The sequence below is a fragment of the Streptomyces yatensis genome (assembly GCF_018069625.1).
GTDB lineage: Bacteria > Actinomycetota > Actinomycetes > Streptomycetales > Streptomycetaceae > Streptomyces > Streptomyces yatensis.
In genome coordinates this window covers 9,395,514-9,411,121 of the sequence record NZ_CP072941.1, presented here as the reverse complement: position 1 = coordinate 9,411,121, position 15,608 = coordinate 9,395,514, and the positions used below count along the sequence as shown (strand labels likewise).

The 15,608-nt window shown below is 70.3% G+C and carries 11 protein-coding genes; 7 read left to right on the top strand and 4 right to left on the bottom strand.

Annotated features, from left to right (window positions below; genetic code table 11):
- The first annotated feature begins 207 nt into the window (after positions 1 to 207).
- Positions 208 to 1,854 carry a bifunctional 3-(3-hydroxy-phenyl)propionate/3-hydroxycinnamic acid hydroxylase MhpA gene (mhpA, locus tag J8403_RS39430; RefSeq protein WP_211127349.1) on the top strand — a complete coding sequence of 549 codons (1,647 nt, stop codon included), beginning with the start codon at positions 208 to 210 and terminating at the stop codon, positions 1,852 to 1,854.
- A 5-nt stretch (positions 1,855 to 1,859) separates the two neighbouring features.
- On the opposite strand, the gene J8403_RS39425 is transcribed toward mhpA, so the two are convergent.
- A complete protein-coding gene (locus J8403_RS39425; RefSeq protein WP_211127348.1) occupies positions 1,860 to 4,748 on the bottom strand; it encodes a helix-turn-helix transcriptional regulator in 2,889 nt (962 codons plus the stop codon).
- A 572-nt stretch (positions 4,749 to 5,320) separates the two neighbouring features.
- Positions 5,321 to 5,950, bottom strand: a complete 630-nt coding sequence (locus tag J8403_RS39420) for a malonic semialdehyde reductase (protein WP_211127347.1) — start codon at positions 5,948 to 5,950, stop codon at positions 5,321 to 5,323.
- 191 nt (positions 5,951 to 6,141) lie between these two features.
- On the opposite strand from J8403_RS39420, the gene J8403_RS39415 reads away from it, so the two are divergent.
- Positions 6,142 to 7,104: a zinc-dependent alcohol dehydrogenase gene (locus J8403_RS39415; protein WP_211127346.1), complete on the top strand. Its 963-nt coding sequence runs from the start codon at positions 6,142 to 6,144 to the stop codon at positions 7,102 to 7,104.
- Between the two features lie 35 nt (positions 7,105 to 7,139).
- On the opposite strand, the gene J8403_RS39410 is transcribed toward J8403_RS39415, so the two are convergent.
- Positions 7,140 to 8,765 carry a hypothetical protein gene (locus J8403_RS39410; protein ID WP_211127345.1) on the bottom strand — a complete coding sequence of 542 codons (1,626 nt, stop codon included), beginning with the start codon at positions 8,763 to 8,765 and terminating at the stop codon, positions 7,140 to 7,142.
- A gap of 49 nt (positions 8,766 to 8,814) precedes the next feature.
- Positions 8,815 to 10,641: a flavin-containing monooxygenase gene (locus J8403_RS39405; protein ID WP_211127344.1), complete on the bottom strand. Its 1,827-nt coding sequence runs from the start codon at positions 10,639 to 10,641 to the stop codon at positions 8,815 to 8,817.
- Between the two features lie 159 nt (positions 10,642 to 10,800).
- Between J8403_RS39405 and J8403_RS39400 the strand changes: the two genes are divergently transcribed.
- The 5 genes from J8403_RS39400 (at position 10,801) to J8403_RS39380 (ending at position 15,599) form a co-directional block, all read left to right on the top strand.
- A complete protein-coding gene (locus J8403_RS39400) occupies positions 10,801 to 11,382 on the top strand; it encodes a TetR/AcrR family transcriptional regulator (RefSeq protein WP_211127343.1) in 582 nt (193 codons plus the stop codon).
- 146 nt (positions 11,383 to 11,528) lie between these two features.
- The gene (locus tag J8403_RS39395; RefSeq protein ID WP_211127342.1) at positions 11,529 to 12,257 is read left to right on the top strand and encodes a succinate dehydrogenase cytochrome b subunit; all 729 of its coding nucleotides are present in this window, start codon (positions 11,529 to 11,531) and stop codon (positions 12,255 to 12,257) included.
- 2 nt (positions 12,258 to 12,259) lie between these two features.
- Positions 12,260 to 14,218 (top strand): fumarate reductase/succinate dehydrogenase flavoprotein subunit, encoded by a 1,959-nt coding sequence (locus J8403_RS39390; RefSeq protein WP_211127341.1) that lies wholly within the window; start codon positions 12,260 to 12,262, stop codon positions 14,216 to 14,218.
- Positions 14,215 to 14,961 carry a succinate dehydrogenase/fumarate reductase iron-sulfur subunit gene (locus J8403_RS39385; protein ID WP_059142553.1) on the top strand — a complete coding sequence of 249 codons (747 nt, stop codon included), beginning with the start codon at positions 14,215 to 14,217 and terminating at the stop codon, positions 14,959 to 14,961. Before J8403_RS39390 ends, J8403_RS39385 begins: the two co-directional genes overlap by 4 nt.
- A 164-nt stretch (positions 14,962 to 15,125) precedes the next feature.
- Positions 15,126 to 15,599 (top strand): SRPBCC domain-containing protein, encoded by a 474-nt coding sequence (locus tag J8403_RS39380; protein WP_211127340.1) that lies wholly within the window; start codon positions 15,126 to 15,128, stop codon positions 15,597 to 15,599.
- Positions 15,600 to 15,608 lie beyond the last annotated feature (9 nt).

Here is a 15,608-nt window from a genome sequence, read left to right as displayed (position 1 = left end):
TGCGGTCAGGGTTGCGGGTGATGTGTCAGCGGCTTCACCCACTCCAGCTTCACACCGGAAAACTAGAAGAATCCCCTGATTCACCCCCCTCATCCCCCCTTACTTGGTGATCGCCAAGCCCCCCTTATCCGTGGTCGGTTCGGCCGCTCTCCGTAGGCCGCGCGGCACCCGCTGATAGGTTCACCGCACCGGAGGAGGGAAGAGCGGATGTGCCCTGCGGGCCCGGACACACCACAAGCGGACACGCCGAAAACGGACACGCCGGAGCCGGACACACCAGAAGCGGATGCGCCGGAAGCAGACGTGCTCATCGTCGGCTACGGACCCATCGGCCAGGTGCTGTCCATCCTGCTGGCCACCCGGGGCTGGCGCGTGCTGGTCGTGGAGCGGTGGGAGCACCCGTACACGCTGCCCCGGGCGACCAGCTTCGACGGTGAGACGGCCCGGACCCTGGCGTCGCTGGGGGTGGCCGGCTCGTATCCGGAGATCGGTCTGCCGGCCGACGCCTACGACTGGCGCAATGCCGAGGGCAGGTCCCTGCTGCGGGTCGAGCTGGCCGAGCGCGGTGCGCACGGCTGGCCGGAGACGACCACCATCCACCAGCCGGCGCTGGAGGCGGTACTGTGCGCCCGCGCCGAGCGGCTGCCCAACCTGCGGGTGCTGCGCGGTTACGGCGCGACGGACCTGGTGGACCACGGCGCCGGGGTCGAGCTCACGGCGACCGATACGGCGGGTGGGCGGTTGCGGTGCGCCGCCTCCTGGGTGGTGGGTTGCGACGGGGCGAACAGCTTCGTCCGCGACCACATCGGGGTGCGCACCACGGATCTCGGCTTCTCCTTCGACTGGCTGCTGTGCGATGTGGTGCTCCATGAACCGCGGGTGTTCTCCCCGCTCAATGTGCAGCACTGCGATCCGGACCGGCCGACGACGGCGGTGGGCAGCGGTCCGGGGCGGCGCCGCTGGGAGTTCATGCGGCTGCCCGGGGAGAGCGTGGCCGAGCTGAACCGGGCGGAGACGGCCTGGCGCCTGCTGGAACGCTTCGATGTCACCCCGGAGAACGCCACGCTGCAGCGGCACACCGTCTACAGCTTCCAGGCCGCCTGGGCCGACGAATGGCGGCGCGGGCGGGTGCTGCTGGCCGGGGACGCCGCCCATCTCATGCCACCGTTCACCGGTCAGGGCATGTGCGCGGGCATCCGGGATGTGCTCAATCTGTCCTGGAAACTGGACCTGGTGCTGCGGGGCGCCGCCGGTGAGCGGCTGCTGGACAGCTATCCGCGTGAGCGCGTCGACCATGTGCGGGAGGCCATCGACACCGCGGTACGGCTGGGCAGGGTGCTGTGCGTGACCGACGCCGCCACCGCCGCGAGCCGGGACGCCTCGCTGCTCGCGGGCGTGAGCGCGGACACCGGCCGGGGCAGGCGGCGGGGCGCGGGTCCGCCGCTGCGGACCGGTCTGCTGTACACCGGGATCGGCACGGCGCCGGTGCCGCCGGCCGGGGAGGTCATGCCGCAGGGCCGGGTGCGGCGCGAGGGCGTGACCGGGCTGTTCGACGAGGTGGTGGGCACCGGTCCGGTGCTGCTGGGGTCGGCGGATCCGGCCGCCGCGCTGGAGGAGTCTCAGCTCACCTTCCTCACCGGGCTCGGCACACCTGTGGTGCACATGGTGGCGGGGGACGCCGAGGCGGCAGCGGGTGCCGTCGTCGATGTCGACGAGGTGTATCTGCCGCTGCTGAGAGCGGCGCGGGCGCGGTTCCTGCTGGTACGCCCGGACCACCACATCTACGGCGCGGCCCGCACCTCCCGTGAACTCACCGCGCTGGTCGGTCAGTTCAGGTCCGGGCTGCTGGAATGACGAGGCTAGAGGAAATGCGGCAGATCCTGCCGCCGCTTGACGTTGACTTTACGGAACACCCGGGTGAGGTGCTGCTCGACCGTGCTCGCGGTGATGTAGAGCTTGGCGGCGATCTCGCGGTTGGTGTAGCCCTTGGCCGCCAGTAGCGCGATCCTGCGCTCCTGCGTGGTGAGGGCGGACAGCCCGTCCTGGCGCTGTTGCGCTGCCAGCTCGGCCTCGGGAGCGATGGGGTCGAGAGCGGCCTCCCGGCACAGGTGCTCGGCGCCGGTCTGCTTCGCGAGATGCCAGGCGCGGTGGGCCACCCGGCGGGCATTGCGCTGGTCCCCGGTGTCCTTGAAGGCGATGCTGAGGTCGATCAGCGCACGGGCCAGTTCGTAGTCGTCGCCGCTGTCCTTGAGCATGTCGACGGCCTCGGTGAGCAGTTGCGGGCGGCGGGTGACCCGGCTGACCGCCGCCAGGGTGCGCAGGCACAGCCCGCGGGCCCGGGAGGGGCCCGGGAACAGCCGGGCTATCTGTTCCCGTACCAGACGTTTGGCCTGGTCCTGGTCGTCCTGTGCCAGCCATGCCTCGGCCGCGCTGGTCCGCCACGAGACCGCGTCGGCGCCGGGCGCGTGCCAGGTTTCGGCGAATCTGCCGCAGGCGAGGAAGTCCGCGAGCGCGGCCTGCGGGTGGTGGGTGGCCAGCCGGTAGTGGCCCCGGGCGTGCAGATAGTGTGCGCCGTGGCGGCTGTGCAGGACCGGTTCGGGTATCGGCTGAGCCACGTACTTCTCCGCCTGCTCCAGCCTGCCGGACCGGGTGGCGGCGAGGATGGCGCAGCCCAGCACCCCGGCCAGGCCGATCCCCCAGCCCTGGGGCGCTACGAGGGCCATGGCGCGGGCCGCCAGGTCGTGGGCGCGGATCAGGTCTCCCTGCCGCAGATGGGCCTCGGCGCGGAGGGCGAGGAACTTCCCCTGCCAGGCGACGGCATGGTGGGCGGCGGCCTCGGCCTCGAGCTTTTCGCACCAGGCCACGACCTCGTCCGGGCGACCCGCGGAGAGCAGCGCGCGCAGGGCGAGGGCTCCGGCCTCGGCGTTCCACAGTGAGCCGTGGTCGAGGTGGAAGGTGCGCAGCAGCAGTTCGGCGCGGTGTACCAGCTGGTCGTCGCGTCCGCGGATCAGGTCGTCGGCCAGGGTGACCGCCGAGGGCAGCCAGGGGTCGTGGCAGGGGGCGGCCTCGGGGGTGGCCGCCGCGACCGACTGGGCCAGTTTCCGCAGCCCGGTGTGGAGGGGGTACGCCATCGCCGCCCAGTTCGTCAGGGGGCGCAGGTCCTCGGTTCCGGAGCCGGCGCCCTGGTGGGAGCGGGTGCGCAGGGCGTCCAGTAGGGCGGTCAGCTCGGTGAGCGCACCGGCGTTGGCCAGACCGAGCACCAGCTCGGAGACATCCTGCCGGTCCAGGTGGCCCGCGGTGAAGTCGCGTAGCTGGGGACGGAGATGACGGACGGCGACCTGCGGTTTCAGCTGCCACTCCAGGCGGCTGAGCCGGGCGCGGATGCGCGCCGCGGTGGGGTCGTCGGTCCGGGTGCGCTGGGCGAGGTCCAGGCAGCCGAGCGCGGTGCCCACATCGCCGGCCGCCAGCGCCTCGTCGGAGGCCGTCACCAGCACCTCGGTGGCGCAGTCGGCACGGGGGTCCCCGGCGCTCATCAACTGCCCGGCCACCGTCAGCGCGGGCGCACCGGCCTCATGCAGCAGCTCGGCGGCGGCGCGGTGCAGTGCGGCCCGGCTGTCGGCGGGCATGTCGTCCAGTACGGCGGTGGCGGCCACCGGATGGCGGAACGCATGGCCCTTGGTGAGCAGTCCGGCGCCGACCAGGGCGTGCAGGGCCCAGCTGGTCACCGTGGCGTCCACCCCGGCCAGCCGGGCCACGTCGGTCACCGAGGCCGCACCGCCGAGTACCGCGAGGGCGCGCACCACGGACAGCATCGACGGCCGGGAGTGCGTCACGAGGTCGAGCAGGGCCCGTCCGTAGCCGTCCGGATAGCATGCGCCACCGGCCTGCTGATCGATGATCAGGGCCTGGACCGCCAGGGGGTTGCCGCCGCTGATGCGGTGGAGCTCGGCGGTCAGCCGCGGGGAGGCGATGTGCGGTCCGAGCAGCCGGACGGCCAGGGCGTCGACCGCGCCGCGGCTCAAGGGGCTCAGGGGGATGCGGTGTGCGTTGGGGCTCTGCGAGAGCAGTCCGGCCAGCAGGGGCGAGCGCGGCCACCGCAGCGTGTGGTCGTCGGTGAGCAGCACCAGGATGCGGGCGGAGTGCAGCCACGGGACGATGCCGGCGAGGAAGTGCAGGGAGGGCGGGTCCAGGTAGTGGGCGTTGTCGATCCAGATCACCAAGGGGGTGGTCTCGGCCAGCTGGGCCAGCTCCATGGTGAGCTTCTGGAAGACGTCGACGACGTGGACCTCCCAGTCGCCGCCGGCTAACTCCCCGTCGATGCCGGTGTGTTCGACCGCCGAGGTGAGCAGGGCGCGCACTCGGTCCCGGCTGGGCGGCGGGATCGTCATGCCGTGGAAGAGCTGGGTCACCACGCCGAACGGCAGCAGATGTTCCCGGAGCGAGGCGGTGGCCCTCAGGACCAAGGCGCCGTCCGGTTCGAGGGTTTCGAGGAACTCGTGCACCAGCCGGCTCTTGCCACTGCCCAGCGGCCCGTCCACGACGGCCAGCTGCCCCTTGCCCCTGGAGGCATCGGCGAGCAGCCCGCCCAGGCCGGCCAGGATGTCGTCGCGCTCGACCAGGTCGGGGGGTCCGCCGCCGGGCCCGCGATCCCCCTCGTTTCCCTGGCCTTCGTGGTCCCTCCGGAAACCGATCGCCGGCCGACCGGCGTCGGCCGTTGCATCGTGGCATTCCATCAAGCTCACAGGCACCCCAGCTTTCTGAAATTCCTCAATCCGCGCGGCCGCTCATAGGGCATGTCCGCGCGAAAGCGCATGACGAGCAGGCAGAACTCCTCGGCGGCACAAGCGCGTCGCCCACCCTCGATGCCCGCGGCGTCCCGCCGGGGAAGAGAATGGGTGAGGGAAATATACGAGCCGGGCCGGAGTCTTTTGTTTCAACAGCATGTAAACAGCGTGGGGCTGCGACATGCACCGGATGGGGGCACTCTCGGGTCCTATGCGTAGGTCCCGGTGCGCCGCGCTGTCAAGCGAGTGAGTCGTACATCACGAAACGATCACGCCGCGCTTTTCGGCCGCCTCGGTGTGGCCCTCGTCCCTACGGGAGGGCACCGTACGGGCGGTGTGGACGAGCGGAGGGGGCCGGCGATTGGGCCGAAAGTCGACGGTCCTCGAGGGGTCCCACGTACGTGGCTCGGCGTACCGCCGCCGAACGAGGCCGGCACGGCGAGGGGATCGCCGCCCGACGCGAAGAGGGATCAGGTCACCGCGTATGAAGTGACCCGATCCCCTGGGTGTGTGCGCCTTACATCACCTCACTGCTGTCAGACCAGCCGTACCGCCTGCTCGTACGAGGGCCGCGGCAGCCGGTCCCGGTAGGCTTCGGCGCCCGGGTAGCCGATGTTGACCAGCAGAATCGACCGCCACCGGCCATCGGGGAAGAACTCCTTGTCCACCGCCGCGGCGTTGAAGCCCTTCATCGGCCCGGCGGCGAGCCCCGCGGCGCGGACGGCCAGCACGAAGTAGCCCGCCTGGAGCACCGCGTTGAAGTCCATGTGGGACTCGCGCAGCTCCTGGTTGGCCTCCAGCATCTGCTGTAACTGCGGGTTGGACGGCGCGAGGAACGGCACATACTCCGGGTAACGGGTGTCCGCGGCCAGCACCGCGGTGACCGGAGCCGAGGCGGTCTGCTCCTGGTTGGGCTGCGCCACCCCGGTCAGCAGCCGCTGCTTTCCTTCCTCGGTACGCACGTACAGAATGCGCAGCGGATTGATATTCGCCGAGGTCGGGGCCCATTTGAACAGTTCGTAGATGGCCTGCAGACGGTCGTCGCCCACCGGCTTGTCGCTGAAATCATAGGCCGTCTTGGCCTCGGTGAAGAGAAGTTTCCGCCCCTCGGGGGAAAGTGCGTACAGGGCCTGATCTATATCGGGGGCCAGGGTGCTGTCCGACATGGCCGTTCCACTCCTTGCTCACGGTATGGCAATCGCGTCCACAGCGTACGCGTAGGTCATGTGCGGCGGATGAGACTTGGTCAGGTGCGGCAGTGCGTGGTCTATCGCCGCGCGGATCATGTGTGGCACGCTCTTGGCATGATGCTGGCGGCGCGTCTTTCCGGAAAGCGGGCGTTCCCTTGAGGGCCGCCGTGCTGACGGAGCCCGGTGCGCTGTCCGTGGTGTCCGTGCCGGAGCCGTCCTGCGGCCCCGGTGACGTGCTCATCCGCATGCGGGGCACGGGGCTGTGCGGCTCCGATCTCGCGGTGCACGCGGGACACCGGCGGCCACCGCGGCTGCCCTGGATCCTGGGCCACGAGGGCACGGGGCGGATCGTCGAGCTGGGCAGTGCGGTCAGCGGTCTGCACACCGGCCAGGACGTGGTCATCGAACCGGACTACTGCTGTCTGACGTGTGCCCCCTGCCGAGCCGGACGGACGTCGGCCTGCGCCGGCCGGGCCGCCGTGGGACTGACCGTTCCCGGTCTGCTGAGTGACTACGTCGTGGCGCCGGCCGCGTTCGTCTGGCCCGTCGCCCCGCGGCTGCCCCTGGAGGACCTGGTCTGTGTGGAACCCGCGACCGTGGCCCGGGCGGCGATGCGGCGCTCGGGCATCGCGCCGGGGCAGAGCTGCCTGGTGATCGGGGCCGGTTCCCAGGGTCTGCTGCTGTGTCAGGCGCTGGTCGGCCACGGTGTGACGGTGTTCGTCCAGGAGCCCAACGAGGCCCGGCTCGACCGCGCGTGTTCGCTGGGTGCCACGCCCCTGCCACCGGACACGGACGGCCTCCCCTGTCTCTTCGAGACCTCCGGCGCCCCCGGAGTCATCGAGCAGGCGCTGCGACGGCTCGCCACACCCGGCACCGCCGTTCTGATCGGGATGAACACCTCCCCTCTCGGGGTCTCCCCCCGCGATCTGGTGGCGGGGCAGATCACCCTCATCGGCAGCATGATCTACGACCATCCGGTGGACTTCGCACAGACCGTCAGCGCGCTGGAGTCGCCGACACCGCCCCGGCTCGGGGCGGTGGTCAGCGACGGCTATGCCCTGGAGGACGTCCAGGAGGCGTTCACCGCGGCGTACACCGCGGCGGGAAAGGTGTGGGTCGACCTCTCCTGAGCGGCGGCTCCGGCGCGGCCGCCCGGCGGCGAACCTCACGCGGCGGGCCCGCTCAGCCGCAGCACACTCCCCTCCCCATTGGCCGCTACGAGGAGAGCTCCGTCCGGGGCGACGGCGAGCCCGGCGAACTGGCGCGGGCGGCCGGGGACTCCGGGGACCGGCTCGGGTTCGGTGCGCGTGATCCCGGGCGGCAGGCCGACCGCGAGGTTCTCGGCTTCGATCCTGCTCGCTCCCGTGGCCGGCGAGATCGCCCGCAGCCGCCGGTGCGCGACCTCCACCGTGAACAGCTCATCCCCGCGCACGGCCAGGCCCTGCGGCGCGCCGAGCCCGTCAGCGACGACCACCGCCACGCCGTCCTCCAGCCGGAGCACCGCGCCACGTCGGTCGTCGCTGACGTAGCAGCGCCCTTCGCGGTCGATGGCGACGTCCACGGGGTGGTCGAGTCCCTCGGCGAGCACGCTCACGGTGTCGGTGTCGTCGATGCGCAGGATGCGGCCCGCACCGGTCTCGGCCACCACGAGGGAGCCGTCCGGTGCGACGGCGATCCCGGTGGGCTGGTCCAGCCCGGTGGCGCGTGCCCGCGTGGTCTTGTTGACGGGGTCGTGGGTGCGCACATCGCCGAGTTGTGAGGTGAGGTGCAGCAGGCCGTCGTCGGCGGTGACGTTGTGCACGGCGTACATCAGCTCGTGGGTGACGATACCGGGCTCGTCTTCATCCTCGCCGGAGCCGAAGCCGGAGCCCGAAACCTCCGGGCTGGCCAGGCGGAAGTGGTCGGCCGCGTACACCGTGCCACCGAGGTCGACCGTGATGCCGAACGGCCCGTCGAACCCCTGAGGGACCACCACCCGGGTCCTGCCGTCCGTGTGCATCTCCGCGATCCCGCCACTGGCGAAGCTGGAGACGAACATCCGGTTCTCGTGGTCGAACGCGGCATTGTCCAGCCCCACGATGCCGCTGGCGACGACCGTCCGGGCCCCGGTGTTCAGATCGATCCGGGTCACCAGACCGGCCATGCCACGGGACAGGACGACGAGCACACCGCCCCGGTCGAACCGTACCGCGACCGGGTCGTCCACCTCCTCGGCGACCAGCTCGGGCACCCCACCGTCGGGCGGGATCCGCCAGACCTGGTTGCGCATCATCTGCGGGTAGTACAGGCAGCCGTCGGGTCCGAGCTGCATGGCATTGCCCAGGGCCAGTCCGTCGGTCAGCACCGCGGGGTCACCGCCGCCGGGGAACAGCTCCATCAGCCGGCCGTTCATCTTCATCTCGTTGACGAAGAGGCGGTCGCCGACGCAGGTGATGCCGTTGGGCACCGACACCTGGTCGGAGACGAGGGTGTACGCGCCGTCCGGGCTGCGCCGCCACACCCGGCCGGGGGTCAGATCGGCGATGTACATCGAGCCGTCCGCCCCGAAGGCCAGGTCGTCCGGCGCCTCCACCGGGCCGTCGAGCGGCACCACCGCCTCGACGTCACCCGAGGCGGGGTCCACGGCGCTGATCTGCCCGGCGAGGAACTGCGCCACGTACAGCCGTCCGTCGGGGCCGAACGTGACGCCGTTGGAACCCCACAGCCGGTTCGCCCTGGTGAGGCGGCGCACCTCCATGCGGTCGCTGGTGGCCTGGCCGCGGCCGGTGCCGTCGAACCGGCTGGGGTGCATCGTCGCTCCTTGGGAGTGGGTGATATCCATCGGGTGACATCCATCGGTGTCAGACGACCAGCACGTCGTTCATGCCGCCGTTCGCGCGCCAGCGCCTGAGCAGCTCGTGGAAGGCGATGGGCCCGTCGCCGAAGGACTCGCTGCGCTCCCTGGGCATGCCCTCGTTGTTGTAGTAGCCGGGGGTGCACTCGGCCTGGAAGGCGTAGAGGTCCGCCGCCTTCTCCCGGATGGTGGCCCGCCAGGCCGCCTCGGCCTCGGCGGTCGGCTCGACATACCGGGCCCGGCGCTCGCGCGCCTCGGCGAGCACCTCGGCGACATGGATGGCCTGCTCGTCGAGGATGTGCACATAGTTGACGGCGCTGGCGTTCTGCAGCGGGCCGAGCTGGAAGAGGTTGGGGAAGCCGTGGCTGTAGAAGCCGTGGAGTGTCTTCGGGCCGTCGCGCCAGGCTTCGGTCAGGGTGAGCCCGCCGCGGCCGTGCACCGGGAGGAGTCCGGAGGTGACGCCGGAGACGCCGACCTCGAAGCCGGTGGCGAAGATGACGCAGTCGACCTCGTACTCGACGCCGCCGGCCACGACGGCGTTCTCGGTGATGCGCTCGACACCCCCGTGGTCGGCCGTGTCCACGAGTGTGACATTGGGCCGGTTGAAGGTGTCCAGGTAGGTGTCGCTGAACGTGGGGCGCTTGCACATGTAGCGGTACCAGGGCTTGAGCGCCTCGGCCGTCGCGGTGTTCTCGACGATGGAGTCCACGCGGTCGCGGATCCCGTTCATCTTCTGGAAGTCGGCGATCTCGTAGAGGCGTTCGCGCTCCTGGGGTGGCAGGCCCAAGTAGCTGTCGGTCGGGACGAGCTTCTGCTGCAGCCGCGCGGTGCTCGTCCAGCCGTCGTTCACCAGGTCCTCGGCCACCTCGCCGCCGGTGACGACGGCGAGGAAGTTGTCCCTGCGGCGCCGCTGCCAGCCGGGCGTCAACGATGCGGCCCACTCCGGATCGGTGGGGCGGTTGCCGCGCACATCGACCGAGGACGGCGTGCGCTGGAACACATACAGCTGCTCGGTGTCCCGTCCCAGATGGGGCACGACCTGGATGGCGGTGGCGCCGGTGCCGATGAGGGCCACGCGCTTGTCGGCGAGTCCGTGGAGTCCGCCGCTCGCGTCACCGCCGGTGTAGTCGTAGTCCCAGCGGCTGGTGTGGAACGTATGGCCCTTGAAGGTCTCGATGCCCGGGATGCCGGGGAGTTTCGCCCGGCTGAGTGTTCCGCTGGAGATCACCACATGGCGCGCCCGGATGCGGTCGTCCCGGTCGGTGTGGACGGTCCACTCCAACTCGGCGTCGTCCCAGTGGAGTTCGGTCACCTGCGTCCGGAAGCAGACATCGCGGTAAAGGTCGAAGTGGCGCCCGATCGCCCGTGCGTGCTGTCTGATCTCCTCGCCCGGCGCGTATCGCCACTGGGGTACGTAGCCGATCTCCTCGAGCAGGGGCAGATAGACGTAGGACTCGATGTCGCACTGGACACCCGGATAGCGGTTCCAGTACCAGGTGCCGCCGAAGTCCCCACCCTGTTCGACCATGCGGATATCCCGCACACCGGCCTGCCGCAGCCGCGCACCGGCCAGCAGACCGCCGAAGCCGCCCCCGATGATCAGCACGTCGACCCGGTCGTGAAGTGGTTCCCGGGTGAACTCCGGTTCCACGTACGGGTCCTGGGCGTAGGAGCCGAAGTCGCCGGCGATGCGCCGGTACTGCTTCCGGCCGTCGCGGCGGATCCGGCGGTCACGCTCGGCCCGGTACTTCGCCCGCAGGGCGTCCGGGTCGAATCCCAGCTCCTCGGCGTCCAGGGAGGTGGCGGCGGTGGGCTGATGGCGGGGGGTGGACATAGGGGGTCCTCGTGCCTCTGGCGTCGGAAGGTCTGCGGGGCTCGGCGCCGCAAGAGGTCCGTTGATCGGCGGCGCGGGCTCAGCCTCACAGAAAACGTTCCCATTGCGCAAGGTTTCCCATTGGGCAAGAATCGGCCTTATCCCGTATGCTCACCGGCGATGACTATCGGCCTGCGCGAACGCAAGAAGGCGGCGACCCGCCAGTCACTGCACGACGCCGCCGTGCGCCTCGCCGCCGAGCACGGCGTCGAGCACCTCACGGTGGAGGCCATCGCCGATGCCGCCACCGTCTCCCGGCGCACCTTCTCCAATTACTTCGCCAGCAAGGAACAGGCGCTGCTGCATCACGACCGGGCGCGCACGGTCCGGCTGGTCGAGCTGATCCGCGCCCGCCCGGCGGGAGAGTCCCTGATGACGGCGGTGATCCGGGCGGCCGAGCAGCACTGCACCGAGTTCGCCGCCGACCCGGCGCAGGAGGAGCACTACCGGACCCTGCGGCTGCATCCGGCGCTGCTCCCGGAACTGGTCGCCACCTACGCCGCCGCCGAGCGCGATCTCGCCGAGGCCGCCGAGGAGCGCCTCCCCGCCGGACCGGACACTCCCCTGCGGGCCCAGGTCCTCGCCGCGACCTTGCTGGCCGCCTTCCGCGTCGTCGGGCAGACGGCTCTCGAACGCCGTGAGCACGATGTCGTGGACCTGCTCCGGCAGGCCATCGGCATCACCCGCGAGGGCTTCCGCTGACCGTTTTCACCCGGCCGGAGGACGGCCGGGGAGACCGTCGGCCCAAGCGTGGCCGGATCCGAGCGGCCCTCGATAGGTACCGGCTATCGAGATGATCAGAATCATATCTTGGCCCTTTCGACCCGCCGGGTTCTACCGTCGTGTCCATGGCATTGACAACGCGGCCGGAGCAGCGTCCGACGCGGGCGGAGCGACGGCCGTCCATGGCGCTCACATTCTGGCAATCGACGCTCGGCAAGAAGATCGTCATGGGCGTGACCGGTCTGATCATGATCGGTTACCTCTGCGTTCACCTGCTCGGGAACATGAAGATCTTCTTCGGTCCCGGGGAGTTCAACGGCTACGGACACTGGCTGCGCGTCATGGGGGCGCCCGTCCTGCACCATCAGTGGGGCCTGTGGATCGCCCGTATCGTCCTGGTCGCCGCGGTGGTCCTGCACGGTGTTTCCGCCTACCAGCTGAGCAAGCGTGACATCAAGGCCCGCCCGCAGGCTTACGTCCACGCCAAGCCACGGACGAGCTATGCCACTCGGACCATGCGCTGGGGCGGGGTGATCCTGGCCCTGTTCATCGTCTGGCACATCCTGGACCTCACCACCGGCACCACGCACAGTGGCGGATTCCAGGAGGGCCACCCGTACCAGAACGTGGTGGACACCTTCTCCACCTGGTACGGGAACGTCATCTACATCGTGGCGATGCTGGCCATGGGCATGCACGTCCAGCACGGCTTCTGGAGCGCCGCGCAGACCCTCGGCGCGGGCAGCCGTACCCGTGACCGTGCCCTCAAGGCCACTGCCAATGGGCTGGCGATTCTTCTCACCGCCGGGTTCATCTCGATACCCGTCGGTGTCATGACCGGAGTGGTGAGCTGACCATGACCTCGTACAGCGAATACACCGAGTACACCGTCGGCGAGCCGATCGAGGACGAGCAGGCGCCCTCCGGGCCGGTGAGCGAGCGCTGGGACACCCGCCGCTTCCAGGCCAAGCTGGTCAACCCCGCCAACCGCCGCAAGCACACCATCATCGTGGTGGGCACCGGCCTGGCCGGTGGCGCCGCCGGCGCCACCCTGGCCGAGCAGGGCTACCACGTGGTGCAGTTCTGCTACCAGGACTCGCCGCGACGGGCCCACTCCATCGCCGCCCAGGGCGGCATCAATGCCGCGAAGAACTACCGCAACGACGGCGACTCGATCCACCGGCTGTTCTACGACACCGTCAAGGGCGGCGACTTCCGCGCCCGCGAGTCCAACGTCCACCGCCTGGCGCAGATCTCGGTGGAGATCATCGACCAGTGCGTTGCCCAGGGCGTGCCGTTCGCCCGGGAGTACGGCGGTCTGCTGGACACCCGCTCGTTCGGCGGTGTGCAGGTCTCCCGCACCTTCTACGCCCGCGGCCAGACGGGCCAGCAGCTGCTGCTCGGCGCCTATCAGGCGCTGTCCCGCCAGATCGCGGCGGGCAATGTGGAGATGCACGCCCGCACCGAGATGCTGGACCTGATCGTGGTCGACGGGCGGGCGCGTGGCATCGTCGCCCGCGATCTGGTGACCGGCAAGATCTCCACGTACTTCGCCGACGCGGTGGTGCTGGCCAGCGGCGGCTACGGCAACGTCTTCTATCTGTCGACGAACGCCATGAACTCCAACGCGACCGCCATCTGGCGGGCGCACCGGCGCGGCGCGTACTTCGCCAACCCCTGCTTCACCCAGATCCACCCGACCTGCATCCCGCGCTCCGGGGACCACCAGTCCAAGCTGACCCTGATGAGCGAGTCGCTGCGCAACGACGGCCGGATCTGGGTGCCCAAGGCGAAGGGCGACACCCGTCCGGCCGCCGAGATCCCCGAGGACGAGCGCGACTACTACCTGGAGCGGATCTATCCGTCGTTCGGCAATCTGGTGCCGCGCGACATCGCCTCCCGCGCCGCGAAGAACGTCTGTGACGAGGGCCGCGGCGTCGGCCCCGGCGGCCAGGGCGTGTATCTGGACTTCGCCGACGCCATCGCCCGGATGGGCCGCAAGGCGGTCGAGGAGAAGTACGGCAACCTCTTCGACATGTACGAGCGGATCACGGCGGAGAACCCGTACGAGGTCCCGATGCGCATCTACCCCGCGATCCACTACACGATGGGCGGGCTGTGGGTCGACTACGACCTGCAGACCACCGTGCCGGGGCTGTTCGCGATCGGCGAGGCCAACTTCTCCGACCACGGCGCCAACCGGCTCGGCGCCTCCGCGCTGATGCAGGGCCTGGCCGACGGCTACTTCGTCCTGCCGTCCACGATCAACGACTATCTGGCCCGCCACCCGCACAAGGAAGAGGTGGACGCCGGGCACCCCGCGGCCGTGGAGGCGGTGCGGGAGACCGAGGACTGGCTGGCCAAGCTGCTGGCCGTCGACGGTGACCGCACCCCCGACTCGTTCCACCGCGAGATCGGCGAGCTGGTGTGGGAGTTCTGCGGCATGGCCCGCACCGACGAGGGGCTGCGCAAGGCGCTGGACCGCATCCCGCAGATCCGCGAGGAGTTCTGGCGCCGGATCAAGGTGCCGGGCACCGGCGAGGAGTTCAACCAGTCGCTGGAGAAGGCCAACCGGGTCGTGGACTATCTGGAGCTGGCCGAGCTGATGTGCCTGGACGCCCTGCACCGGGCCGAGTCCTGCGGTGGCCACTTCCGCGAGGAGTCCCAGACCCCCGATGGTGAGGCCGCCCGCCGGGACGAGGAGTTCACCTACGCCGCGGCCTGGGAGTTCACCGACACCGGCGCCGCCCCCGTGCTCCACAAGGAGCAGCTGACCTTTGAGTACGTCCACCCCACTCAGCGGAGCTACGCATGAAGCTCACCCTGCGCGTCTGGCGCCAGAAGAACGCCGACACACCCGGTGCCATGGCCACTTACCAGCTCGACGGTGTCTCCCAGGACATGTCCTTCCTGGAGATGCTCGACATCCTCAACGAGGAACTCATCGTCAAGGGTGAGGAGCCGGTGGCCTTCGACCACGACTGCCGCGAGGGCATCTGCGGTGCGTGCAGCCTGGTGATCAACGGTGACGCCCACGGTCCGGAGCGCACCACCACCTGCCAGCTCCATATGCGGTCCTTCCAGGACGGCGACACCATCGACATCGAGCCGTGGCGTGCCTCCGCCTTCCCGGTCATCAAGGACCTGGTGGTGGACCGCTCCGCCTTCGACCGGGTGATCCAGGCCGGTGGTTTCATCACCGCCCCGACCGGGGCCGCGCCGGAGGCACACGCCACTCCGGTGCCCAAGGCGGACGCGGACTTCGCGTTCGAGCACGCCGAGTGCATCGGCTGCGGCGCCTGCGTGGCGGCCTGTCCCAACGGTGCGGCGATGCTGTTCACCTCGGCCAAGGTCAACCACCTCAATGTGCTGCCCCAGGGCTCTCCCGAGCGGGAGACCCGGGTGCTGGACATGGTGTCCCAGATGGACGCCGAGGGCTTCGGCGGCTGCACCCTCACCGGTGAGTGCGCCACGGCCTGCCCCAAGGGCATCCCCCTGTTCTCCATCACCGCAATGAACAAGGAGTGGCTGCGGGCGACCCGCAAGGTCAAGCGCTGATCCGCACTCCCCCGAGAACGGCACCCCTCGACAACGCTCCGTGGATGGGGTGTCCCGGCGGCGGAGGTCTCACCGGACGCAAGACCTCCGCCGCCACCCGACCCAGCGGCCGGGCGCCGGGCAATCGGCTCATGTGCCCGGCGCCCGGCCGCTAGGTTGGGCGCATGTATGCCACGCGAGTCTCCCGACGTGTGAACGCTCCGCGCTCGGCCGTCTACCGGGCGCTCCTGGACGCGAGCGCGGTCGCGGCCTGGCGGGTGCCCGACGGCATGACCTGCCGGGTGCATGAGTTCGACCCCCGCGAAGGCGGGACCTTCCGCATCTCCCTCATCTACGACGACCCGGCGGGCACCGGCAAGTCGGGCGGCCATACGGACACCTACCACGGCCGCTTCAGCCGGCTGGTGCCGGACGAGCAGGTGGTCGAGGTGTCCGAGTTCGAGACCACGGACCCCGCCCTGCGCACCACGATGACGATCACGACCACGCTCACCGACGCGGCGGGCGGCGGCACGGACGTCCACATCCTGCACGAGGGGCTCCCCGACGCCGTACCGGCGGCCGACAACGAGCTGGGCACCCGGATGAGCCTGGACAAGCTGGCCGCGCTCGTCGAGACGGGCCGGGCGCCTCGGTAAGAGGATCCG

Bases quoted from the DNA above. Each gene is read 5' to 3' on its own strand.
- mhpA (WP_211127349.1), top strand. From the start codon at position 208: ATGTGCCCTGCGGGCCCGGACACACCACAAGCGGACACGCCGAAAACG.
- J8403_RS39400 (WP_211127343.1), top strand. From the start codon at position 10,801: ATGACTATCGGCCTGCGCGAACGCAAGAAGGCGGCGACCCGCCAGTCA.
- J8403_RS39385 (WP_059142553.1), top strand. From the start codon at position 14,215: ATGAAGCTCACCCTGCGCGTCTGGCGCCAGAAGAACGCCGACACACCC.
- J8403_RS39420 (WP_211127347.1), bottom strand. From the start codon at position 5,950: ATGTCGGACAGCACCCTGGCCCCCGATATAGATCAGGCCCTGTACGCA.
- J8403_RS39390 (WP_211127341.1), top strand. From the start codon at position 12,260: ATGACCTCGTACAGCGAATACACCGAGTACACCGTCGGCGAGCCGATC.
- J8403_RS39380 (WP_211127340.1), top strand. From the start codon at position 15,126: ATGTATGCCACGCGAGTCTCCCGACGTGTGAACGCTCCGCGCTCGGCC.
- J8403_RS39410 (WP_211127345.1), bottom strand. From the start codon at position 8,765: ATGCACCCCAGCCGGTTCGACGGCACCGGCCGCGGCCAGGCCACCAGC.
- J8403_RS39405 (WP_211127344.1), bottom strand. From the start codon at position 10,641: ATGTCCACCCCCCGCCATCAGCCCACCGCCGCCACCTCCCTGGACGCC.
- J8403_RS39395 (WP_211127342.1), top strand. From the start codon at position 11,529: ATGGCATTGACAACGCGGCCGGAGCAGCGTCCGACGCGGGCGGAGCGA.